At 37.3% G+C, this 22,869-nt stretch carries 18 protein-coding genes; 14 read left to right on the forward strand and 4 right to left on the reverse strand.

All coding sequences use genetic code 11. The annotated features are described in order from the left end of the window. The first annotated feature begins 40 nt into the window (after positions 1–40). From J7E77_RS19420 to J7E77_RS19430, 3 genes are all read left to right on the forward strand, one after another. A complete protein-coding gene (locus tag J7E77_RS19420; RefSeq protein WP_214716550.1) occupies positions 41–1,810 on the forward strand; it encodes an ABC transporter ATP-binding protein in 1,770 nt (589 codons plus the stop codon). Further along, positions 1,797–3,578: an ABC transporter ATP-binding protein gene (locus J7E77_RS19425; RefSeq protein WP_214716551.1), complete on the forward strand. Its 1,782-nt coding sequence runs from the start codon at positions 1,797–1,799 to the stop codon at positions 3,576–3,578. Before J7E77_RS19420 ends, J7E77_RS19425 begins: the two co-directional genes overlap by 14 nt. Positions 3,579–3,820: 242 nt before the next feature. Continuing rightward, the gene (locus tag J7E77_RS19430; protein ID WP_214716552.1) at positions 3,821–4,747 is read left to right on the forward strand and encodes an ArsR/SmtB family transcription factor; all 927 of its coding nucleotides are present in this window, start codon (positions 3,821–3,823) and stop codon (positions 4,745–4,747) included. 154 nt (positions 4,748–4,901) lie between these two features. On the opposite strand, the gene J7E77_RS19435 is transcribed toward J7E77_RS19430, so the two are convergent. After that, positions 4,902–7,457 (reverse strand): LamG-like jellyroll fold domain-containing protein, encoded by a 2,556-nt coding sequence (locus J7E77_RS19435; RefSeq protein ID WP_214716553.1) that lies wholly within the window; start codon positions 7,455–7,457, stop codon positions 4,902–4,904. Positions 7,458–7,806: 349 nt separating this feature from the next. On the opposite strand from J7E77_RS19435, the gene J7E77_RS19440 reads away from it, so the two are divergent. The 10 genes from J7E77_RS19440 to J7E77_RS19485 all read left to right on the forward strand — a co-directional run bounded on the left by J7E77_RS19440 (position 7,807) and on the right by J7E77_RS19485 (position 19,543). Beyond that, complete coding sequence (locus J7E77_RS19440; RefSeq protein WP_214716554.1) at positions 7,807–8,748, forward strand: arabinan endo-1,5-alpha-L-arabinosidase; 942 nt, start codon at positions 7,807–7,809, stop codon at positions 8,746–8,748. A gap of 573 nt (positions 8,749–9,321) precedes the next feature. Continuing rightward, a complete protein-coding gene (locus J7E77_RS19445; RefSeq protein WP_214716555.1) occupies positions 9,322–10,959 on the forward strand; it encodes an extracellular solute-binding protein in 1,638 nt (545 codons plus the stop codon). Between the two features lie 196 nt (positions 10,960–11,155). Then, the gene (locus J7E77_RS19450; RefSeq protein ID WP_214716605.1) at positions 11,156–12,013 is read left to right on the forward strand and encodes an ABC transporter permease; all 858 of its coding nucleotides are present in this window, start codon (positions 11,156–11,158) and stop codon (positions 12,011–12,013) included. Positions 12,014–12,071: 58 nt separating this feature from the next. Next, the gene (locus J7E77_RS19455) at positions 12,072–12,974 is read left to right on the forward strand and encodes a carbohydrate ABC transporter permease (RefSeq protein ID WP_214716556.1); all 903 of its coding nucleotides are present in this window, start codon (positions 12,072–12,074) and stop codon (positions 12,972–12,974) included. 92 nt (positions 12,975–13,066) lie between these two features. Next, positions 13,067–15,346: a glycoside hydrolase family 127 protein gene (locus tag J7E77_RS19460; RefSeq protein WP_214716557.1), complete on the forward strand. Its 2,280-nt coding sequence runs from the start codon at positions 13,067–13,069 to the stop codon at positions 15,344–15,346. A gap of 51 nt (positions 15,347–15,397) precedes the next feature. Then, complete coding sequence (locus J7E77_RS19465; protein ID WP_214716558.1) at positions 15,398–16,393, forward strand: LacI family DNA-binding transcriptional regulator; 996 nt, start codon at positions 15,398–15,400, stop codon at positions 16,391–16,393. Between the two features lie 59 nt (positions 16,394–16,452). Further along, the gene (locus J7E77_RS19470; RefSeq protein WP_214716606.1) at positions 16,453–17,469 is read left to right on the forward strand and encodes a Gfo/Idh/MocA family protein; all 1,017 of its coding nucleotides are present in this window, start codon (positions 16,453–16,455) and stop codon (positions 17,467–17,469) included. Between the two features lie 58 nt (positions 17,470–17,527). Next, positions 17,528–18,154 (forward strand): YesL family protein, encoded by a 627-nt coding sequence (locus J7E77_RS19475; protein WP_214716559.1) that lies wholly within the window; start codon positions 17,528–17,530, stop codon positions 18,152–18,154. A 277-nt stretch (positions 18,155–18,431) separates the two neighbouring features. Further along, complete coding sequence (locus J7E77_RS19480; protein WP_214716560.1) at positions 18,432–19,136, forward strand: DsbA family protein; 705 nt, start codon at positions 18,432–18,434, stop codon at positions 19,134–19,136. A 2-nt stretch (positions 19,137–19,138) separates the two neighbouring features. Further along, complete coding sequence (locus J7E77_RS19485) at positions 19,139–19,543, forward strand: disulfide oxidoreductase (RefSeq protein WP_214716561.1); 405 nt, start codon at positions 19,139–19,141, stop codon at positions 19,541–19,543. Positions 19,544–19,616: 73 nt separating this feature from the next. Here J7E77_RS19485 and J7E77_RS19490 read toward each other — a convergent pair whose 3' ends face one another. Beyond that, the gene (locus J7E77_RS19490) at positions 19,617–19,703 is read right to left on the reverse strand and encodes a YjcZ family sporulation protein (protein ID WP_214716607.1); all 87 of its coding nucleotides are present in this window, start codon (positions 19,701–19,703) and stop codon (positions 19,617–19,619) included. Between the two features lie 232 nt (positions 19,704–19,935). On the opposite strand from J7E77_RS19490, the gene J7E77_RS19495 reads away from it, so the two are divergent. Further along, the gene (locus J7E77_RS19495) at positions 19,936–20,916 is read left to right on the forward strand and encodes a 2-hydroxyacid dehydrogenase family protein (RefSeq protein WP_214716562.1); all 981 of its coding nucleotides are present in this window, start codon (positions 19,936–19,938) and stop codon (positions 20,914–20,916) included. Positions 20,917–20,965: 49 nt separating this feature from the next. On the opposite strand, the gene J7E77_RS19500 is transcribed toward J7E77_RS19495, so the two are convergent. Beyond that, complete coding sequence (locus J7E77_RS19500; protein ID WP_214716563.1) at positions 20,966–22,231, reverse strand: FAD-dependent oxidoreductase; 1,266 nt, start codon at positions 22,229–22,231, stop codon at positions 20,966–20,968. Between the two features lie 139 nt (positions 22,232–22,370). Beyond that, positions 22,371–22,817, reverse strand: coding sequence for a Dps family protein (locus J7E77_RS19505; RefSeq protein ID WP_214716564.1), 447 nt, complete (start codon positions 22,815–22,817; stop codon positions 22,371–22,373). Positions 22,818–22,869: the final 52 nt, after the last annotated feature.

Consider the following 22,869-nt stretch of genomic DNA (forward strand, 5'->3'; position numbering starts at 1 on the left):
ATTTATGTTTAAAAGCTCTTCGGGGAGGAGGAAGTCGATCATGCAAAGCATGCGTTGGGCATGGGGGTATATAAGGAATTCTCGTGTTAGATTATTTTTTGGTCTTTTTTTGGCTCTTGTTGTTTCCGTATTAAATATGATCAATCCATATATCGCGGGTAAAATCATTGATAAGGTCATTTATGGACATCAGAACGGTCTATTATGGTATCTTTTGGGGTCAATGATCATAGTAACTCTAGTTAAAACCATTATCCGCTATAATTATCAATTGATTTTTGAAGTTATTTCTCAAGGTGTCATATTTACGATAAGAGGGCAGATGTATGACCGGCTTAACCAGTTGGATTTCAGTTTTTATGACCGGACCAAAACGGGAGATATTATGGCCCGAATGACCGGTGATATGGAAGCTGTAAGGCATTTTACGGCTTGGGTTATTTATATGATTTTTGAAAACCTTACCATATTACTATTTGCGATTGGGTTTATGTTTTATATTAACCCGCTATTAGCATTGGCCATGCTGGCAGTCACGCCAATTATCGGCTTTTTTGCTACGCGGTTATCCTTTACCGTTAAACCTACTTTTTCGGCGATCAGGGGCCAGTTTGCCAGGCTGAATTCAGTAGTGCAGGAAAACATTAGCGGGAATCGAGTCGTTAAGGCCTTTGCGAAGGAAGATTACGAGATTGAAAAGTTTTCAGTAGAAAATGAGGCCTTTAAGGAGAAGAACCTTGCCTCCGCAAGAGTTTGGGAGAAGTATCTGCCCGTCCTCGATTCACTAGCGGGAGTATTAACGGTTGTCATGATTTTAGTGGGAGGCACTATGGTCATTAATCATTCCCTTACTTTAGGTGAATTAGTGACTTTTAATTCCTTGATTTGGGCATTAAATAATCCAATGCGTATGGCTGGATGGTTAATCAATGATGTTCAGAGGTTTATTGCTTCAGCTGAAAAAGTGGAAGATTTGTTAAATACAAAGCCAGAGATCAAAAATGAAGGAAAAAGATTTAATGTAAAGCACATCAATGGGGTAGTGGATTTTAATCAGGTTTCGTTTAGCTATGGTGACGAACCGGTTTTAAAGGATATCAGCTTTAAAGTGATGCCAGGACAAACGGTTGGTATTATCGGACCAACCGGTGCAGGAAAATCCACATTAGTCAATCTTTTAAGCAGGTTTTATGATGCAACAAGCGGGGAAGTAAGAGTCGATGGTCTTAATGTAAAAGAATGGGATATCGCTAAATTAAGGGATAGCTTGGCAATGGTAATGCAGGATGTCTTTCTTTTTTCAGATACAATTGAAGGAAATATTGCCTACGGGAACCCAGAAGCTACCTTAGACGCAGTACAATCTGCTGCCAAAATGGCAGAGGCCGATGATTTTATTTCCAAGCTCCCAGAAGGATACGACACCATTATTGGGGAACGGGGGGTAGGTCTTTCCGGAGGTCAAAGACAAAGGATTGCGTTAGCCCGGGCGATTCTAAAAAATCCATCCATCCTGATCCTGGATGATACAACATCAGCTGTGGATATGGAGACAGAGCTACGTATCCAACGAACATTAAAGTCCATTTTAAAGGAGAAAACCTGTTTTATTATTGCTCATCGGATTTCATCTGTAAAAGAGGCAGATATAATTCTGGTAATGGAAAATGGCACGATAATTGAAAGAGGAAAGCATAAAGAACTGCTTGCGAAAAAAGGGTATTACTATAAAGTGTTTAGGAACCAAAATGGGAATTTTGATGGTAAGCACGATGGTGAGGATGTGATATATCTCAATGGCGCGCAATAAATTTGATGTAGATGAAGAATTGGAGTCCCCGTTTAGTTTTATTCATCTTAAGCGGATGTTTGCTTATTTAAAACCTTACAGAAAAAAGATCCTTTTAATCGTTTTTATCATGCTGATTGCTAGCTCCGCCAATTTAATCGGTCCTTATTTGATTAAAAAAGCCATTGACGAGAAGATTCCAAATAACGATGTTGCTGGTTTATGGGGTCTGGCCGGAATTTACTTAATCGCCCTCTTTATAACCGGAATTTGCATGAAATTTAAGATTAGAATGATGTCTCAGATTGGGCAAAGTGTCATCCTTCATATTAGGAAAGATTTGTTTACCCATTTGCAAAAGCTATCCTTCTCATTTTATGACAGCCGGCCGCATGGGAAGATTTTAGTAAGAGTCGTAAACTACGTAAACTCATTAAGTGATCTATTATCTAATGGACTAATTAATTTGATTACTGACCTTTTCAGTCTTTTCGTGATTATCGGTTTTATGTTAGCCATTGATGTAAAGTTAACGCTTATGGCCATGCTGGGTTTTCCAATCCTTGCAGCAGTAATCCTCCTTATAAAAAATGCCCAGCGAAAGGCATGGCAAACGTTAAGTAACAAACAATCCAATATGAATGCTTATATTCATGAAAGTATCAATGGAATTAAAGTGACTCAAGCTTTTACGAGAGAAGAAGAAAATAAACGCATTTTTAATAATGTATCTGAAGGTTATCGCAGCTCATGGATGAAGGCAGTACGAATTCAGTTTCTGTTATGGCCTTCGATTGAAAACATTTCAATACTGACAACCTCATTAATATATGTTGTTGGTATATCGCTGATTGGTAATGGCGTATCAGTTGGGGCTTTGGTGGCATTTGTCGGCTATATCGGAATGTTTTGGGCACCAATTGCAAATATCGGGAATTTCTATAATGCGATTATTAATGCAACAGCCTATTTGGAACGAATTTTTGAAATGATTGATGAACAACCAACGGTCAAAGATCGTCCGAATGCTGTAGAACTTCCTTTAATCAAAGGAAAAGTAGAATTTAAAGATGTTATTTTTGGATATGAAGATGGGGAACAAATCCTAAAGAACATTAATTTCTCTGTCAATCCGGGTGAAACGATAGCTCTAGTCGGGGCAACTGGTTCGGGTAAGACAACGATCGTCAGTTTGCTAAGCCGTTTTTATGATGTAAGCAGAGGACGAATTGAAATTGACGATATCGATATTAACACGGTCACTATTCCATCTCTCAGGAAGCAAATGGGTGTCATGCTTCAAGATCCGTTTATTTTTTCCGGCACAATTATGGATAATATTCGGTATGGACGGCTTGATGCTACAGATGAAGAAGTAATCGAAGCGGCGAAAGCGGTTCAAGCACATCCATTTATTAGCGGATTGTCAGATAGATATCAAACAGAGGTAAACGAAAGAGGCACAAGGCTTTCCACTGGTCAAAGACAACTCATCTCCTTTGCCCGTGCACTGTTAGCTGATCCGAAAATTTTAATCCTGGATGAGGCTACATCATCAATCGATACGGAAACCGAGCTTGCCTTGCAAAAAGGACTTGAGACTTTATTGGCGGGCAGAACTTCCTTTATAATTGCGCATCGCCTTTCCACGATTCAAAATGCAACACGCATCCTTGTGATCGATAAGGGCAGAATTATTGAGGAAGGCTCTCATCAAGAATTAATGGATCGAAAGAGTTACTATTGGAAGCTGCATCAATCACAGCATAAATCTTTAGAAGTGGGGTAAGCTGCCGAAGAAGAGAATTATCCAACTCAAAAGTTCCATATGATGGTTCCGGGTGAAAGATTTATTTATCATAAATAATTAATAATTCATAAAATGAGAAGAGTATACAGATGCCTGTATGCTTTTTTTTGTACTAGAAAAAGAAAGAAAGTTTGTCATATAGTCTTGTATAGGCCTCTTTATAGTAGTATTGTATTATTGTTAATATATTTATTAATGGTTTTTAAGGTGGAGAAGTAGAAATGAATTTAGATATTTCGGAACATTCATTGCCTGTTTTTGAGGCACTTGCCAGCAAGGTAAGGATAAAAATTATTCATCTCCTGGCTGAGCACCCGCGAAATGTAAAGGAATTGGCTGAAAGTCTAGAACTTAGCAGCGCAATCATGACCATGCATGTCAATAAATTAGAAAAAGCTGAAATCATCCATTCGGAATTAATTCGCGGCAAAGGTGGACTACAAAAAAGGTGTTTTTTGAATGTTGAGAGGTTAGAAATTGTTTTCCCTTCGAAAGAGCGTGAAATAAAGAAATTCCATGCAACAGAAGTGTCAGTGGGTCATTATACCGATTTTTATGTCGAACCTACATGCGGTTTGGCAACCGCAGAAAAAATTATAGGAGAGTTTGATGATCCTCGTTACTTTCTTCACTCTGACCGCATGAATGCAAAAGTGTTGTGGTATAGTAAAGGATTTATTGAGTATAAAATACCTAATTTTCTGCTCGGAAATCAGGAACCTAACGAACTAGAAATATCACTAGAAATATCATCAGAGGCTCCTTTTACTAATAACAATTGGCCATCTGATATTTATTTTTCCCTAAATAATACTTTATTGGGTAAGTGGACAAGTCCGGGAGATTTTGGTGACAGCCGCGGGAAATATACGCCTAACTGGTGGCCATCAGAGATCAATCAATACGGCTTGCTAAAACGCCTGAGAATTACTTCTGAGGGAACATATATGGATGGAATAAGGATATCAGATGTGAGTCTTGACGATGTAAACATCCATGACAAGCAATGGACGTTTCGGATTGCCGTCCATGAAGACAGTGAAAATGTAGGTGGAGTAACACTATTTGGTGCAGGATTTGGGAATTATAATCAGGATATTCTTTTTCGGCTCTATTACAGTGACAAAGAATTAACTAGAGCTGAATAGAAGGTTTTGTAGGTAAACTGCTGGAAATCAGTGGTCTACGTGACTGGAAAGTGGCTGATGCAGAGTAATCGGTCACGTAACTCTCAAAAACAATAATTAACAAAGCTTAAAAGAAAAAATCGTATGGATCAACCATACGATTTTTTAAATTTTATTAGTTTGTCTTTGCTAATTCCGCAAGTTGTGACGGTGTTAATGCACCTTCATAAATCCGTAAGTCATCCATTAAACCCTTATATGGAGTATCCCACCAGTTGACAGCTAGGCTAAATTTGCCATCCGAAGTCGTAAAGATATTGGAGAAGTCTGATCCTGTATACTTTTCAACACCATTTACATAAACTTTAATCGTGCCATTATCAACTGAGAAAGCCAAATGTGTCCATTCACCAGTTTTGATGGTTGAACCGATAGGGGCATCATACCATCTTGCGCTGCCTGACCAGACCATGGTGTTATTGGCTGCCGGTCCTTGCGGAAGAAGGCTCACCCAGTTATTAGGATCTTTTGCTCCAAAGAAAGTTGTAGTGTATGTGGTTAATTGTTCAGGTTTTAACCAAAGCGATACAGAATACTGGTTGCTTTTTATGAGCCCGTCTGGTAAGCGAACGCCAGATGCTCCGTTAAATACGGCGGCTTGGCCATTTTTTCCGGCAGCATAAGTAATGCTGCCGCCTGTATTATCGATTCTATTTCCGGTTAAATTACCATCAGCAAATTTTCCATTAATGTCACTTAAATTATTATCAAATCCATAATATGCTGTTAACACAGCGTTTGTCCATGGTAACACAGTAATTTCAAAGGTTTTGGTTGCTGTGACAATACCTTTCGTAATTGTTGCAGTGAGGGTTGCAGTCAAAGCTTCTGAACCAGCTTCTGGGCGATTGATTTTTCCAGTGTTAGAAACAACTGATTCGTCTGATGATGACCATGAAATCGTTGTATGTCGAGTTCCCTCAGTAGGAAGTGCCAAATTGGAAATGACTTTTGTTGTATCACCAAGTTTCAAATCATTGACAACAGCTGCTACGACTTCTTCATCGGTTTTATTTGTCAATTTACTTCCCCAAATAGATACACCTTCATTTGATAAGGCAGTAAATGTCATCACATAGCGTTCTGAAGTTGGATCCCATTGACGGACAAATACCCCATTATAAGTAATGCCATCTATTACTAGTATTACTTGATTTTGGCTGTCCTTTTCCCATGTACCAGTCACATCGCCAGTAATCGTATTATCTTTATTTAAACGAATGAAGACTGATTTATGAATAGCTGCAGAATATTCTTTGCCTTGGTTAATAAATTTATATTCACCAATTAGGTCTTGTCTGTTCACCTTATCAAGTGTTTCACCTGCATAGCGGTAAGGAGCAACCACAGGCCAGCCATCTTTGTTCATAAACATTTGGTGAACGCGCACTTCATGATACTCACCTTTTTGTGGGAAGCGGCTATGGAAAACTAAAAATTGCTGCCCAGACTTAGAATCCAAGTAAACTGAATTATGTCCTGGGGAAAGATAACCTACTCCAATTCCTGTTCCAGGATCTCCTACTTTTCTTTCGAACAAGAAGTTACCCATGATCTTATTTCCGTATGGAGTATTTTGAACATCGCCTGGAAGAACAGCATTTTGTCCTGCAGCATCTACATAAGGACCATCAGGGCTAGTTGAGCGGAACTGTCTCATGTTATAACCGCCGTCAGCGCCTAACCAGCCATATGTTACATATAAATAATAGTAGCCAGTATTTTTATCATAGATAACGTAAGGGCCTTCGCCAGATTTATAATAACCGCCGGCTATTTTGGTTCCAAAATAACGGTCAATTAGTCTTCCGTCAGATGTTTTCCCGTCTTTACCAGGATAGATCGCTTTACCAGTGGCCTTATCAATCTCAAGTACATAAATTCCTCCGGACCAAGAACCATAGGTCATCCACAGCTTGCCATCCTTATCATAAAACACAGTAGAATCGATTGCATTGGGAAAGTTACTATTATTAAAAGAACCATTACCATTAAACCAGCCAGACCTTGGACCTTCTAATTTACCTTCATCAATAAGATTTTTAATATTAGTATTATCCCATTTCTTATTTACAGTGCTATTTGCATCGTAAGCTTCATCTCTAGTAAAACCAGAATAAACGATAGTATCCACATACTTATATGGACCTTCAACATTTTGCGATACAGCATAGCCAATAGCAGAACGGATATAAGTAGATGATGCACTATAATAAATCATATAGGCACCCTTTGTTCCATCCTCATTAACATAGTCTTTATTATAGAAAACGTCCGGAGCCCAAACGGCAAAACCGCCCTTGCTGTCCGAATCATTTTCACCGGCCCATTTAAAAGAACCAGCTATATTTTTAGATAAATCATCGTATATCTTATTCCCAGGCGTTGTATAGCCATTGGTAAATGTTTGCCAATTGATTAAATCAGTTGATTTAGCAGCTTCAATATGAGAGCCGAATACGTAAAAAGTGTCACCATCTTTTACAATAGAAGGGTCGTGAACAGATACATTTTGAAAATCAGGCGTTTCACCTTGATGGTCAAGGTGTGGCTTATTATTATTTTCGCTTGGCGGACTAATAGGATTTTCTGTACCAAGTGCAGTAGTTGGGATAATTAAGATAAGCATTAGCAAAACAAGTGAAAAACTTCGTATCAAACATTTCCTCATTAGGTTGTTCTCCTCTCTTTTTTCAAATCCATATGAAAATACATCCAATCTGCTAAAACTAGAAATCCCTCCTATAGTTAGATTTTCTTACCATCAATAAAACGCTTACGAACTTAAATAATTAATATAAATATTAATGGATTAATAATACTATGAGTGAATTAAATACTCATGGGTATATAGTCTTGTTATTTGCTGAAAGACATAATGTTTAATGAATTTTGAAAGAAAGTCTTCGTTTCTTTTGTTATTCTGTTAATATTATTATTAATGTATTAATCTAATTATTAGTATTTGATAGAATTTGAGGAAATCATAACTTAAACTATTAAAAGGATTGGTGAACAAGATGAGTAACTCGAATAACTTTGGCGGAGTTAACTTTTACGATATGGAATGGAATTTGAAGGGGGATTTATGGGCCCATGATCCGGTAATCGCAAAGGAGGGAAACCTCTGGTACGTTTTTCATACGGGAAACGGCGTTCAAATGAAAACATCTGAAGATGGGGTCACTTGGAAGCAGGCAGGACAAATATTTCCGTCGTTACCGGAATGGAGTAAGGAGTATGTTCCTGAGAAAGAGGAAGATAGTTTATGGGCTCCAGACATCTATTTTCATAATGGAGTTTATTATTTATATTATTCTGTCTCAACCTTCGGGAAGAACACCTCGGCTATAGGGTTAACGACCAATACCACCCTTGATCCGGAAAATCCCGATTATGAATGGAAGGACTTGGGGTATGTTATCCACTCGACTGCAGCAGATAACTTCAATGCGATCGATCCTAATTTAATTTTTGATCAAGAAGGCCAGCCTTGGTTAAATTTCGGTTCCTTTTGGTCGGGGATGAAGCTGATCCAATTAGATCCGGCAACTATGAAGCCTGCTCCGGGAGCTGAACTGATTTCCATCTCAACCCGGAACGAAGAACCAAATACAATTGAAGCGCCTTTTATTGTATATCGAGACGGGTATTATTACCAGTTTGTATCGTTTGATTTTTGCTGCCGAGGCATTGAAAGCACCTATAAGATTGTCGTGGGCCGGGCAAAAGAGATAAGCGGGCCTTATATGGATAAGAATGGGGTTTCAATGATGGAAGGAGGCGGTACGTTGATTGATGCAGGAGATGAACGCTGGATTGGACCGGGGCATTGTGCCGTTTTCTTTTCCGGTAATTCGAGCATCCTCGTTAATCATGCCTACGATGCCTTGAAAAAAGGGAAACCTACTTTGCAAATAAGACCTTTGTATTGGGACGGAGACGGCTGGCCGCATTTATAGAGGAGCGAATATAAAAAAAGGCCCTCCATCTATGGACGTATATGGAGGGCCTCTTAGCTGATGAATTGAAAGATGTTAAAAAACTGTTCCGATAAATGGAGAGATTGTCATTTTATTTACCTCAACAACCTTAGTAATCTTTTCGATTGTTATTTAAGGTTAATATTATTATTAATTAATAAATAAAAAAGCAATTGACCAAAATATAAGTAAGCGTTATCATTTAAATATCCTCAAAACATTTAGTTAATAGATTAATATTTTTATTAACTAAATTAACACCTCAAGAATCTGTCAATTTACCTATTAGATAAGATCTTCTAGATAATAGTCAATCTGACTGAAGAACTTCACCTGTTTTTTTGTTAACGTACACGAACTTTTTTTATTACCTGGCCTGTATCAAAAATAAATAACTTACTTTCGTTGTATCTCGTGAACGTTATCTTTTTCTTTTTGTGTACGTTCACGTTACATATACTTCCATTTCTTAAAAGGGGTGAACAGAGAAAGAGTGTGTTTTTCTTCTGAAGGAAATGTTTTTTCAAAAATTGTAAAAATGGGGGAAATCAGATGAAAAAGAAAAAGGTTTTAAGGAGTTTACTGGCACTATCTTTATCTGCCTCAATATTAGCTGCTTGTTCTAACGATAAGGCATCTAACGAAGAAAATGCGGCAAGTGGCGGCAAGACAAGGGATGGCAAGGCACAAATAACTGCCCTTATTACAAAACATCCGTTAACACAAGATCTTTCAAAAATGGAATGGTTAAAAGAAGTAGAAAAACGTGCAGGCGTAACAATTAAATGGCAAGAGGTTACTGCGGACTGGGATCAGAAAAAGGGTGCAATGCTTGCCAGCGGTGATGTTCCAGATTTAATTATTGGACCAAACGCTATTACAGATGCAGATCAGGTACAATACCAAGGTTTGTTTGAAGATTTATCTGACGATATTGACAACAAATTGCCAAATGTAAAAAAGATGTTTGAAGCAAAACCGGAAACAAAGGGAATTGCCACACAGCTTGACGGAAAAATCTACGGACTGCCTAAATATCAACGGTTTTGGCCGGCGACAGCAACAAGACAATTTATCAACCAAAAATGGTTAGACAATCTAGGGTTAAAAGCGCCGACGAATTGGGATGAATTGTATGATGTTTTAGTAGCTTTTAAAGAAAAGGATGCTAACGGCAACGGCGATCCTAATGATGAAATTCCGATGGACTTTGCTCCAACTGGAACAGGAGGCTTTGGTTTCTTCCATCCGACAGTTCTTTTGGGAAGCACTGGGATTACTTTAGCTGAAGGCAGCGGCCAAGGCTATTTTGTTGAAGATGGGAAAGTGAAAAACTTCTTAACAGACGATCGTTATAAAGAATTTATTAAATTCTTGAATAAGTGCTATAAAGCCGGGTTAATCAGCAGAGAAGTATTTACTCAGGATTACACAAAATACCAATCTGTTGCCCGCGGAAATGGTGATGTTGCAAAGGTTGGTTATACGTATGGCTGGGAAGTAACAGACAGATTCGGAAACACACTGGCTCCGCAATATACAACGTTGGCTCCATTAAAGCAGTCAGCTGACTCAACCACAAAATTATCCTGGACCTACGATTATAACGCACTAAACTATGGTGCCAATATGATTACATTGTCAGCTCAAAGTAAAAACAAAGAAGCTGCCATGAAATTTATCAATGAATTGTACGATCCAAAAGTCAGTATGCAAGTACTGTTTGGTTCAATGGGTACCAATATCGCGGATAACGGAGACGCCAGCTACAAGGTATTGCCTCCGGCGGATGCGAAAATGGACCCAGGCACATGGAAATGGACTTCTACTTGGGCCGATAACGGACCTATGTATATTGCTGATGATTTAAAGCTGGAGCTTGGTACGGATATGCAATCAGTTGGCAAGCAAACCGAACCGCTAATGGGTGCACTAAATGCTGTAGATGAGGATAAAGACGTTTACCCTGGTATGTTTATTAAATACAGCAAAGAGGACAATTCGAAATTAAGCTTAAACGATACAAACCTTATGAATTTGGCGATGCCGAAATACTCGCAGTGGATCACAAAAGGCGGCATTGACAAAGTATGGAATGCCTATGTGAAAAATGCCGAGAAAACCGGCCTGCCTGAAAACCTAAAGGTTATGCAAAAGTATTATGACGATTACAAGAAAAATCAGAAATAACATATCATTCTGGAGGATGCTATACCATCTTGAAGTGGTATAGCATCTTCTTAAAATAAAGGAGGTACTTTTTGTGGCCTTTATAAACACGGAAACAAATAAATTAAACAGAAATTTATCAAGTACACCTGGTGCCAAAACAGTAAAGAAAGCAACAATATTAAACACCTTTAAACGTGACTATCAATTGTGGCTCATGATCTTGCCTGCTATTGTTGTTATTGTTATTTTCAACTACATACCGATGTATGGCATCCAGTTGGCTTTCCGCGAATTTGATTTTACCAAGGGGCTTACCGGGGGAGAATGGGTTGGGATCAAGTATTTTGAACAATTTGTTACTAACTATATGTTCAAAGATTTAATGACCAATACAGTCACCATCAGTTTAACAACGATTATACTAGGATTTCCGGCACCGATTATTATGGCGCTGATAATCAATCAAGTTTTTGGCGAAAGATGGAAGAAAACGTTACAAACAACTGTTTACTTGCCACACTTTATCTCCATGGTTGTTATGGTTGGTTTGTTAAATGTCTTATTATCACCAGAAACAGGAATTGTCGGCCATGTCATGAAATTGCTAGGGCTCGGGGACATCAACCTGTTGGCTTCCGAAAAAACCTTTGTCCCAGTATATGTTCTTTCTGATATATGGCAGCATGCCGGATGGAATAGCATCATTTATTTAGCGGCGCTGGCAAGCGTAGATCCGCAATTATATGATTCTGCAAAAATCGATGGCGCAAGCAGATGGCAAACGATTCGGTATGTTGATTTACCAGCCATCGTTCCTACGATGATTATCCTCTTTATTCTTAGTATGGGAAATATCTTAAATACAGGATTTGAAAAAATATTCTTAATGCAAAACCCATTGAATCTTCCAGTTTCTGAGGTTATTGCCACATATGTATATAAGATCGGTATTATTTCAAGTCAATTTAGCTACTCTGCTGCCATTGGTTTATTTAATACACTCATCAATTTTATTTTCTTATTAGCTATGAATTTTATTGCGAAGAGATTTTCAAATATTAGTTTATGGTAAATATATAAAAATAAGGGTTTTGCTAGGATGAATCTCAACCATGCAAGGAGGTAAAGTCATGGTGCTTTTTAATCGGAAAGGAAAAACTACTTCAGATTTAATTTTCGATTTTATTATTTTTGTATTTTGTCTGTTTATCTTTTTAATTGTTGCCTATCCTTTGTACTTTGTCATTATTGCATCTGTCAGTGACTCCACTCTGGTGTCTACTGGGAAAGTTCTACTGTATCCAAAAGGGTTCAGCCTATTCGGATATACGGAAATTTTTAAAGATACTAGAATTTGGGTGGGTTACAAAAATACTATTATATACACACTTTTAGGTACGTTTATCAATTTACTGCTTACCCTGCCGGCAGCCTATGTTCTATCAAGACATGAGTTTAAAGCAAGACGATTATTAATGTTTGTATTTGTCTTTACCATGTTTTTTAACGGAGGTTTAATTCCAACTTATCTATTAATGAAAGATTTAAATCTCACAAATAATATGTGGGTTTTCATCATTCCTTTTTCTGTCAATGTATTTAACCTCATTATTACACGGACATTTTTTGAAAGCTCTATACCTAAAGAATTGTTTGAGGCAGCACAAATGGATGGCTGCACACATTTTCAATTTTTTGGGAAAGTGGTGCTGCCACTTTCAAAAGCGGTTATATCAGTTGTAGGGCTCTATTACTTGGTAGGGCACTGGAACGACTTCTTCACAGGTTTAATTTACATTCGCGACTACAGTTTACAACCTCTGCAAATCGTTTTAAGAGACATTCTTCTTTCCAATCAAGTATTTGCTGAAGGAGCAGGTTCTGGAGGGGCATCCGGGGGTTACGCACAAAAATACGCAGATCAAATCAAGTACGGGGTTATCATTGTATCTACTCTGCCAATTTTAATTGTTTATCCATTTATCCAAAAATACTTTGAAAAGGGCGTTATGATCGGGTCTGTAAAGGGATGATCCAAGAAATGTATATTCCTGATCCGGTATGTTTAGCTATCGATTCAATTAAATCGATAGCTATAGAAATCTAAACAGAAGGAGGGGACGTAATGGAAAACGTTACGTTATTAGATGGTATTTTTAAAGAATCGCAAGAAAAGGGAAAAGAATATTTGGTTTATTTAGATATTGATAGACTTATTGCACCATGTTATGAAGCAGTTTCGCAAACACCAAAGAAAGTTCGGTACGGCGGGTGGGAATCAACTCCCATCAGTGGACATTCGATTGGTCATTGGCTTTCAGCTGCTTCTGCTATGTATACGGTTACGAAAGATGAAGAATTACTGAACAAAATTGAATATGCTGTTAACGAACTAGCTCTTGTCCAAAGCTTCGATGAGGATGGCTATGTCAGCGGCTTCCCTCGTACATATTTTGACAAGGTTTTTACAGGAGATTTCGAGGTTGAAAATTTCAGTCTCGCAGGCGGATGGGTTCCTTGGTACAGTATTCATAAAATTTTTGCAGGTCTTATTGATGTCTATTCCCTTACTGGAAACAATAAAGCATTAGAGGTTGTCACAAAACTTTCTGACTGGGCAAAAAAAGGAACAGACAATCTGAATGATGAGCAGTTTCAAAGGATGCTGATTTGTGAACATGGCGGAATGAACGAAGCAATGGCCGATCTATATACCATTACAAATAATGAAGATTATTTGAAGCTGGCCATCAGATTTTGCCATCATGCCATACTCGATCCTCTTTCTAAAGAGATCGACGAACTTGAGGGAAAACATGCGAATACACAGATACCGAAGGTCATCGGGGCAGCTAAGCTATATGAGATTACTGGGAATGAGGATTACAAGAATATGGCGGTTTTCTTCTGGAATGAAGTAACGAAAAACCGTTCCTATATTATTGGCGGAAATAGTATAGGAGAACATTTTGGACCAGTAAATAAAGAAACATTAGGTATCACAACCGCGGAGACTTGTAATACATATAATATGCTGAAGCTGACTGAGCATTTGTTCCAATGGAATCATAAGACTGAATATATAGATTACTATGAAAGAGCACTCTACAATCATATTCTAGCATCACAGGATCCAGATTCAGGCATGAAAACATATTTTGTTTCGACGCAGCCAGGGCACTTTAAAATCTACTGTTCACCGGACAATTCTTTCTGGTGCTGTACGGGGACTGGGATGGAGAATCCTGCCCGATATACAAGAAACATTTATTATCAAGAACAGGAAGATTTGTTTGTTAATTTATTTATTGCTTCTGAATTAATCATGGATGAAAAGAAAATAAAGCTAAGGCAAGAAACCGATTTTCCAAGGTCTAATAAAGTCCGATTATACTTTGAAGAAGCAGCAGCTGAATTCTTAAACGTACATATCCGTGTACCATATTGGGTTTCTGGAGCTCTAACTGTTTTTGTAAATGGTGTAAAAACCAATTCGATTTCAGAAAATGGTTATGTAACTATCGGCAGGAACTGGAGCGGCAGGGATACAATAGAATTTACCCTTCCCATGGATCTCCATACCTATACAGCTAAAGATAATCCTAGAAAAGTTGGCTTTATGTATGGACCTGTTGTTTTGGCAGGAGCACTTGGTAAGGAGAATTTTCCGGAAAGTGATATTCTCGAAGATCATTTAAAATTAAACAATTATCCACTTATTGATGTTCCTAGCTTTGTAGCTGACAAAGTAGAACTTAAGCAATGGATTAAACCTGTTGAAGGCTTTCCATTGACATTTGAAACAGATAAAGTTGGGCAGCCTGGCAATCAAAAAATTACCCTCGTTCCATTTTACAACTTGCATCACCAGCGCTATACATTATATTGGAATCTGATGGATGAAGAGGCCTACAAAACGTTTGTAGATAAAGAGAAAGAGGAGCTTGAAAAGTTAAGAGTTATCACCGTTGACGTTGTACAACCAGGTGAACAGCAGCCTGAGATAGAGCACAGAGTTAATAGCAAGAACTCTCAAACAGGTTATTTTAATGTGGTGGAAAAATCGTGGCGTGATAGTCGCGGAGAAGGCTTTTTCAGTTATGAAATGTTAGTGGAGCCTGATAAGAAAATGTACTTACAAGTAACTTATTTTGGCAGGGATAAGACACTTTTTGCAGATGGAAAAAAATATGAACGCGACTTTGAAATTGTGATTGATGGACAACTGGTTGCCACTCAAAAACTTGAGGGAAATCATTCTGACGGTCTTTTTAATATTTATTATGAGATTCCGTTAACAGTAACTGAAGGGAAACAACAGGTTGAAGTGAAATTTCAGTCTGGCGAAGGTAAGGCAGCAGGCGGTGTGTATGAGGTAAGAGTAATAAATTCCTTAAGTAAATGAGGTCTTAAGCTTTCAGAAATATCATGTTGTGAAATAGTGGAGGCACTCACTATGCGGGTTACGATAAAGGATTTAGCGAAATATTGTGGTGTTTCATCGGGTACGGTGGATAGAGCATTAAATAATCGTCCAGGAATAAAAGAAAAGACAAAGAAGCTTGTTTTAGAAGCAGCTCGCGAGTTAAACTACCGTCCCGATTTTACAGCCAGGAGTCTTGTAAAAGGTAAAACGATGACTTTAGGTATTGTTTTATTTGATTTATATAACCGATCTTTTGCACAATTGTTAAATGCAGTGGAATATAAGGCAAGAGAGAATGGGTACTTTATTTATATTGCATTATCAGATAAAGATCCAGAAAACGAAAAGCTATGTATTGAGTACTTAGCAAATCATAAAGTGGATGGAATTATCCTATTTACAGTCAATCAAGGTAAAGAGTTTGAGGACTATTTACAAGGGTTTTCCATACCAGTTATCACTATCTTTAATTATTTGTCAGAAAACTGGGATTATGTTGGAATTAAAGAAAAAGAAGCAATGATAGATGGAGTGGGTCACATTGTTGATAAAGGATATAAGAAATTCATCTATATTTGCCCTCCATTGAAGTACCAAGGAAAAACAAATATTTATACACAAGAAGAAAGATTAAAAGGATTTTTAGATGGATTATCAATAAAAGGCATCAATGAAGTTCCATTAATTATAAAACATAATGGTTATTTAAGTGAGCTGGAAGAAGTAACGTTTGAGAAAAATAATAAGACAGCCATCGTCTGTTCCTGTGATTTGTACGCACTTGAAGTCATGAATTTTTTAAAGAATAAGGATATAAAAATCCCAGAAGAGGTCGGACTGATGGGGTTTGATAATATTGATGTACTAAAATACATTTCTCCTAAGCTAACAACAGTTGAATATCCAGTTGAACAGATTGGATTTAGGGCCGTCGAAAGATTGGTAAATAAAATAGAAGATGGGGAATTTTTTAGCGAAATAACCCCATCGATTGACTATAGGATTATTGTGGGAGAATCGACTTAACTAATCCAGAATAAAAAGTAATACTCTTATTCTAATAATCCATAAGAAGGTGAATGATGATGATGAAACATCGCATTGTTGTGGCAGGTTGTGGAGAAATGTCGAATACGTGGATAGATTATGCAAGTAAGCGTGATAATACAGAAATTGTCGGGTTTGTCGATGTGAATATTGATGCAGCCAAAGCGATGGCAAAACGAAAGGGCCTAAGAGTCCCAGCATATAATGATTTATCACAAGCTATTTTTGAAACCAAAGCCAATCTTGTGTTTGATGTGACAATTCCATCAGCACATAAAGAGATTGTTACGACTGCAATCAAAGCTGGTTGTCATGTTTTCGGTGAAAAACCAATGGCAGAATCCATGGAAGATGCAAGAGATGTGTTACAGTATGCTCAATACTATGGCAAGAATTATACCGTTATGCAAAATCGTAGATACTTAAAAAAGATTCGGGCATTTCAAAATTTATTAGTAAACAATGCAATAGGAACAGTAGGTTCTGTTCATGCAGACTTTTTCCTGGGCCCTCATTTTGGGGGGTTCCGTGATGTGATGGATAACCCATTAATATTGGATATGGCCATCCACACATTCGACCAAGCACGCTTAATTATTGGATCAGACCCTGTATCTGTCTATTGTCATGAATATAATCCACCTGGCTCTTGGTATAAAGGAAATGCGTCTGCTATGTGTATATTTGAAATGAGTAATGGTATCGTTTTCACTTATCGGGGATCGTGGTGCGCAGAAGGGTTAAATACCTCATGGGAAGCAGATTGGAGAGTAACAGGGAGTAAAGGTAGTATTCGTTGGGATGGAATAAATCTACCAATCTGCGAAGTAATCGATGAATCCCAACCAAAAGATTTCATAAGTAAGGTTAAATCGATCGAAGTCCCATTTAAATGGGAAGGCCAAGAAGGTCACTGGGGTTGTTTTGATGAGATGTTTTCATCCCTTGAGGAGAATCGCATGGCTGAAACGGATTGCCGTGACAATATTAAAAGTATGTCAATGGTATTTGGAGCGATTGAGAGCGGAAAAAAAATGAAGAAAATCATTTTATAACAAATTTCACAAAATCTTAGGGACTTTATATTATAACTTTCAGAAATTTGGTGAAAAAATGAACATTTTAGATAGTAGATTTTACGCAGTAGTTGATAGACTTTCTAATCTTTTTATCCTTAATCTTTTTTGGATTATCTCTTGCCTTCCAATCGTAACGATTGCACCAGCTACTTCTGCGATGTATAGCGTTGTAAGACAATGGAAATTAAATCAAGATACAAGTGTGGTAAGAAACTACTTTCGATATTTTAAAGAGAATTTTAAACAGAGTTTTTTAATAGGAATCATTTGGATGTTGCTAGCGGTATTACTTTATTTTAACTATTTCTACCTAAATCAAGATCAATCTGGGTTAAAGTTTCTGATGATAATACCACTTATAATAATAAGTGTAGTGTTTTTAATTATTTCTACTTTTTTGTTTCCAGTAATGACTCATTATAACGCCACTTGGAAAGGTGCTATTAAAAATTCATTTCTTTTGGCTATAGTAAATTTCCCGTCTACAATACTCATTCTTGGTTTTCTAGCTTTACTTACTGTTATCATAATATATGTGCCAGCAACGTCTTTAATCATTTTTAGTGTTGGTGCATACATTAATTTTTCTCTATGTAATCGTGTTTTTCATAAAAATGAACAATTTGCAATCAATAATAATAAAATTATGGAAATTAATTAATAGAAGAAAAATATATAATTTAATAGTAACTTTTTGAAAGAATTAGCATTCGTCACATTCTATTGACGAATGTTTTTGTTTTTCTAAATCGTTAAATATAAGTATTGTTTTAATTGAAACAATGTCCTTAACTACTCAAATTTAATCGGCATTAAGAAGTCAAAAGACTTTCTATTTGCATTACAGAATAAGTTTAGTAAAATTTAATATATCAATGAACAACAAAATCATTAACTAAATTTATTAATTAGCATTAATTCATTTAAAGGAGACTATTATGGCAAATAATAATAAAAATAAGAAAAAAGAATCAAAATCATCATCTACCTTTACTTTTTGGATGATTGGATTGGTTGCAGTTTTTATTTTAGCATTCATTTTTTTAGGCAATCACTCCAAACAACAGGATAAAACCACTACTACAAAAATTGATTATAGCAATCAGCCATTCAAAGGTAAGGAATCAGCCCCTGTTTCGATCATTGAATTCGGTGATTATAAATGCCCAAATTGCAAAAACTTCGCCAAGGATGTCGTACCAATTATCCAGCAGGAACTTGTGGATACTGGCAAAGCAAAATTTTACTTTATGAATGATTCGTTTATTAACGTGGACTCGACTCGATCTGCGAAATTTGCGGAATCAGTACTTCAAGAGCTTGGAAATGAAACGTTTTGGAAATTCCATGATCTTTTATTCGAAAAACAGCCTGAAGACACTAAGTATGAAAAAATCGATTTGTTTACTGAGGACTTCCTAGTAGATACATTGAAGGAAGTTGCTAGCGGTAGTGACGTCGATAAGGTTGTGAAAAACTTCCAAGCTAAGAAATCCGATAATGCTTGGAACAAGGATATGGATTATGCTGAAAAACTTGGTGTTACAGGAACCCCGACGATATTCGTTAACGGAGAAAAGTTTGATGGACAAACTATTGATGACTTAAAAGACATGGTTGAGAAAGCCTCAAAAGGTGAATAAGTATGAATAAATCCTTAGTTCTCTCTTGGATTGCTGCCATCATTGCCACACTAGGCAGTCTGTATTTTAGTGAGGTTATGCACTACATTCCTTGTACACTTTGTTGGTACCAAAGGATATTCATGTACCCACTAGCCATCATCCTTGGAGTGGCGGTTTACCGGAATGATAAAGGCATCTATAAATATGCGCTACCGTTATCCATCATCGGTCTGCTGATCGCTGGATACCATACGTTATTACAAAAAATCCCCTATTTACAACAGTTTGAAATGTGTACAAGCGGAGTGCCTTGCTCAAAGGATTATATTAACTGGCTTGGCTTTATTACCATTCCGTTATTAGCCTTCATGGCCTTTACGATTATTACTGTCTGCTTAATCATTATTTCTCGCGACAAAAAGTAAAGAATTTATCAATAAAAAAGAGCGGTGAAACCAATAGGTTTGCCGCTCTTTTCTGTTGATAGCTTAGCTGCAATTAGTACATAAAAGATGCTCCAACAATGATCAATAAAATAAACAACACAACAATTAACGCGAAGTTGCTACTTCCACCATGTCCCATAAAAATCACCTCCTCTTCCGAATTATTACAATGTATGCTTGAAGGGGTTGAAGTGAAATGGACAAACGTTGACTATTAGAAAAAATGATGGGTTAATTTAATATCGCATAGCTTGTTAGCAGAATTTTAATAAATAAATAATTTTATAGGACTTTTTATTGTAGTATAATAATATACAGTTATTTGGATTATTGGAAAAGGCAGTCATTTTACTCAGGAGTGGTGATAGGCAATGGCAAAAATTTTAGTAGCAGGTGAGATTCCCCACAAGGGATTAGAACTATTATCGAAGGATCACTTGGTTGAAGTATTTACAGAAGAGAAATTGATTACTGAAGCGGAATTAAAAGAGCGCATCAAAGATAAGGATGCCCTTCTAAGTTTACTATCTACCTCTGTTACGAAGGATGTAATTGACCAAGCACCCCATTTAAAAATCATTGCGAACTATGGAGCGGGATTTAATAATATTGATTTTGATTATGCCGCATCCAAAGGAATACCAACCACCAATACACCAATGGCATCGACAGCGGCTACCGCTGACCTAACGTTTTCCCTTTTATTAGCAGCAAGAAGAGTGGTTGAAGGAGATGAAGTATGCCGTACTGTTGGCTTCAATGGATGGGCACCTCTTTATTTTCGCGGTCGTGAAGTATCTGGAAAAACAATCGGGATTGTCGGATTTGGTCAAATTGGCCAAGCTGTTGCGAAAAGAGCCGCTGCTTTTGACATGAAGGTTCTATATACGAGTCCAAGTCGAAAAAGTCCTCATGTTGAGAATGCACTAAACGCGACATATGTATCTTTTGATGAATTAGTTGCTGAATCTGATTTCATTACCATAAATTGTTCCTATAATCCAACCATGAAACACATGTTTAGCACAAGTCAATTTGAAATGATGAAATCAACAGCTTATTTAATTAACTGTGCACGAGGCCCAATCGTTGATGAAGCCGCACTTATAAAAGCGTTAGAAGAGAAACAGATTGAAGGAGCAGGGATTGACGTATTTGAATTTGAACCTGAAATTAGTGAGGGATTGAAAAATCTGAAAAACGTTGTATTAACTCCTCACATCGGTAATGCTACCTTTGAAGCACGAGATGCCATGGCGAATATGGCAGCGGGAAACATTGTTAAGGTATTAAACGGCGAAGCACCTTCTTATGTTATCAATGGAGTTATTAAAGAAACAATTCTAGTCTAATTATATCGGGCAAAAAAAAGACGGCAGCCGCCGTCTTTTTCCTGAAAGATTAACTATATTGGGGACGAAGTTTCGTGCGTTTATTGACGTGCTGCTCGGCACTTAAAGCCGCAATCGCCCCATCAGCTGCTGAAATAACTGCTTGTTTAATCGGTGTTCTTCTTGCGTCACCGCCTGCAAAGACGCCGTCAACATTGGTACGCAGGTACTCATCTACGATAACATAGCCTTCTTCATCGCGCAGAACTGCACCTTTTAAGAAGTCGGTTCCTGGCATCATCCCGCCGAGGTATAAGAAAATTCCATCCACATCCCATACCTGTTCTTCCTTTTTATTAGTAAGGACGACAATTTTCTCAACACTATCAGTCCCAATAATTTCTCTTACACGGTGACGTTTATAAATTTCAACTTTTAAGTTATTCTCTAATTGAGAAAGATCCACGTCCCCTTTTAGTTCAGTTGGAATTAACAATTTTACTGTTTTACAATACTTGGCTAATGTTTCGGCCTCGTGGATCGCTTCATCATTATCTCCAACAACCACGACAACTTGGTCTTGATAAAAGGCGGCATCGCAGGTTGAACAATAGCTTACACCCCGTCCAGTAAATTCCTCTTCGCCTTTAATCTTGCCAGAAGGAGCTTTTGCGCCAACGCCAATGAAGACACTTTTAGCTTTGATGGTACCTTCGGCTAATTCAATTTTTTTGATTTCATCTGAAAAATCAACCGATAGAACAGTGGAACGAATGAAGTCTGCGCCAAAATCCTTTGCTTGTGCTTGCATTCTTGTTAACAGTTCAAGCCCTGTAACTTCTTCGCGCACACCTGGGTAGTTCGCAATTTTATGAGTAATTGCTAGGGTGCCTGCTTTTGGAGCTTTATCAATGACAAGTGTCTTTAATTTCCCACGTGCAGCATAAACAGCAGCAGAAGCACCTGCGGGTCCGCCGCCGATGGTGACAAAATCATATACGTCTTCAAGAATTTTTTCATTAACTGATTGGAAAATAGTATCTGCACTTTCCTCACTAGTTTCTGGTTTTGAATTGCTTACCACGGGAACAGAGTCTTCTGATAATCCAAGCAGCTTGTTAAATTTTTTCTCTTGAAAGCCAAGGACTAGCTTTCCATTAATGAGTGTTGCAGGAGTTCCATAAATTTTCCGTTCCTTTAATTGATCAAAATATTCCTTATGTATGGAAGCATTTCGCTCTTCATATGCAAAGCCTTGATCTTTTAGGAATGTTTTTACTTTTTCACAATATGGGCAGCCGGTGCTGCTATAAACGATAATTTCGGGTGTTGACATTTAGGAAACCTCCAATTTGTAAGTATCTTTAATTTAATAATAGTAGAAATCTTAAATAAAAGTCAATACTTTTTAATAATTATTATAAATAACAAAACAGTCCAACAAATTGTTGGACTGTTTGCTTCTAATATGAAAATTAAATGGATCTGCCTAAGAATGCAGTTAGCATCCATACATGCTTCTCAAGCCCCGAATGAATCGCAAGCAGCATGTCTCCTGTTGTTTCATCGTTCTTCTCATCCGCAAAGCTCATGCCTTCTTTAAGTTCGCCAATGATAATAGAGAAGTCATTGATGACTGATTCAACCATTTCATCAGCAGTTTCATTATCTGTTGCTTCCTTAATAGATGAAATTTCTAAGTACTCTTTCATCGTAGCTGCCGGTTTTCCACCGATTGCTAGCAATCGTTCGGCTAATTCGTCAACATGCAGGCCAGCTTCATTATAAAACTCTTCAAATTTGACATGTAATGTGAAAAATTGTCCACCTTTTACATACCAATGATAGTTATGTAACTTCGTATACAAGACAGACCAGTTTGCAATTTGTTTGTTAAGTATGCTGACTAACTGATTTTCCATATAAAATAGCCTCCTTTTTATCCTCTCTTTATTATTACCAAACTTTGATGTT

The organism is Bacillus sp. ISL-77 (genome assembly GCF_018613105.1).

Bases quoted from the DNA above. Each gene is read 5' to 3' on its own strand.
- J7E77_RS19495 (WP_214716562.1), top strand. From the start codon at position 19,936: ATGGCAAAAATTTTAGTAGCAGGTGAGATTCCCCACAAGGGATTAGAA.
- J7E77_RS19425 (WP_214716551.1), top strand. From the start codon at position 1,797: ATGGCGCGCAATAAATTTGATGTAGATGAAGAATTGGAGTCCCCGTTT.
- J7E77_RS19475 (WP_214716559.1), top strand. From the start codon at position 17,528: ATGAACATTTTAGATAGTAGATTTTACGCAGTAGTTGATAGACTTTCT.
- J7E77_RS19505 (WP_214716564.1), bottom strand. From the start codon at position 22,817: ATGGAAAATCAGTTAGTCAGCATACTTAACAAACAAATTGCAAACTGG.
- J7E77_RS19445 (WP_214716555.1), top strand. From the start codon at position 9,322: ATGAAAAAGAAAAAGGTTTTAAGGAGTTTACTGGCACTATCTTTATCT.
- J7E77_RS19450 (WP_214716605.1), top strand. From the start codon at position 11,156: ATGATCTTGCCTGCTATTGTTGTTATTGTTATTTTCAACTACATACCG.
- J7E77_RS19430 (WP_214716552.1), top strand. From the start codon at position 3,821: ATGAATTTAGATATTTCGGAACATTCATTGCCTGTTTTTGAGGCACTT.
- J7E77_RS19470 (WP_214716606.1), top strand. From the start codon at position 16,453: ATGATGAAACATCGCATTGTTGTGGCAGGTTGTGGAGAAATGTCGAAT.
- J7E77_RS19465 (WP_214716558.1), top strand. From the start codon at position 15,398: ATGCGGGTTACGATAAAGGATTTAGCGAAATATTGTGGTGTTTCATCG.
- J7E77_RS19455 (WP_214716556.1), top strand. From the start codon at position 12,072: ATGGTGCTTTTTAATCGGAAAGGAAAAACTACTTCAGATTTAATTTTC.
- J7E77_RS19490 (WP_214716607.1), bottom strand. From the start codon at position 19,703: ATGGGACATGGTGGAAGTAGCAACTTCGCGTTAATTGTTGTGTTGTTT.
- J7E77_RS19460 (WP_214716557.1), top strand. From the start codon at position 13,067: ATGGAAAACGTTACGTTATTAGATGGTATTTTTAAAGAATCGCAAGAA.
- J7E77_RS19485 (WP_214716561.1), top strand. From the start codon at position 19,139: ATGAATAAATCCTTAGTTCTCTCTTGGATTGCTGCCATCATTGCCACA.
- J7E77_RS19435 (WP_214716553.1), bottom strand. From the start codon at position 7,457: ATGAGGAAATGTTTGATACGAAGTTTTTCACTTGTTTTGCTAATGCTT.
- J7E77_RS19420 (WP_214716550.1), top strand. From the start codon at position 41: ATGCAAAGCATGCGTTGGGCATGGGGGTATATAAGGAATTCTCGTGTT.
- J7E77_RS19440 (WP_214716554.1), top strand. From the start codon at position 7,807: ATGAGTAACTCGAATAACTTTGGCGGAGTTAACTTTTACGATATGGAA.
- J7E77_RS19500 (WP_214716563.1), bottom strand. From the start codon at position 22,231: ATGTCAACACCCGAAATTATCGTTTATAGCAGCACCGGCTGCCCATAT.
- J7E77_RS19480 (WP_214716560.1), top strand. From the start codon at position 18,432: ATGGCAAATAATAATAAAAATAAGAAAAAAGAATCAAAATCATCATCT.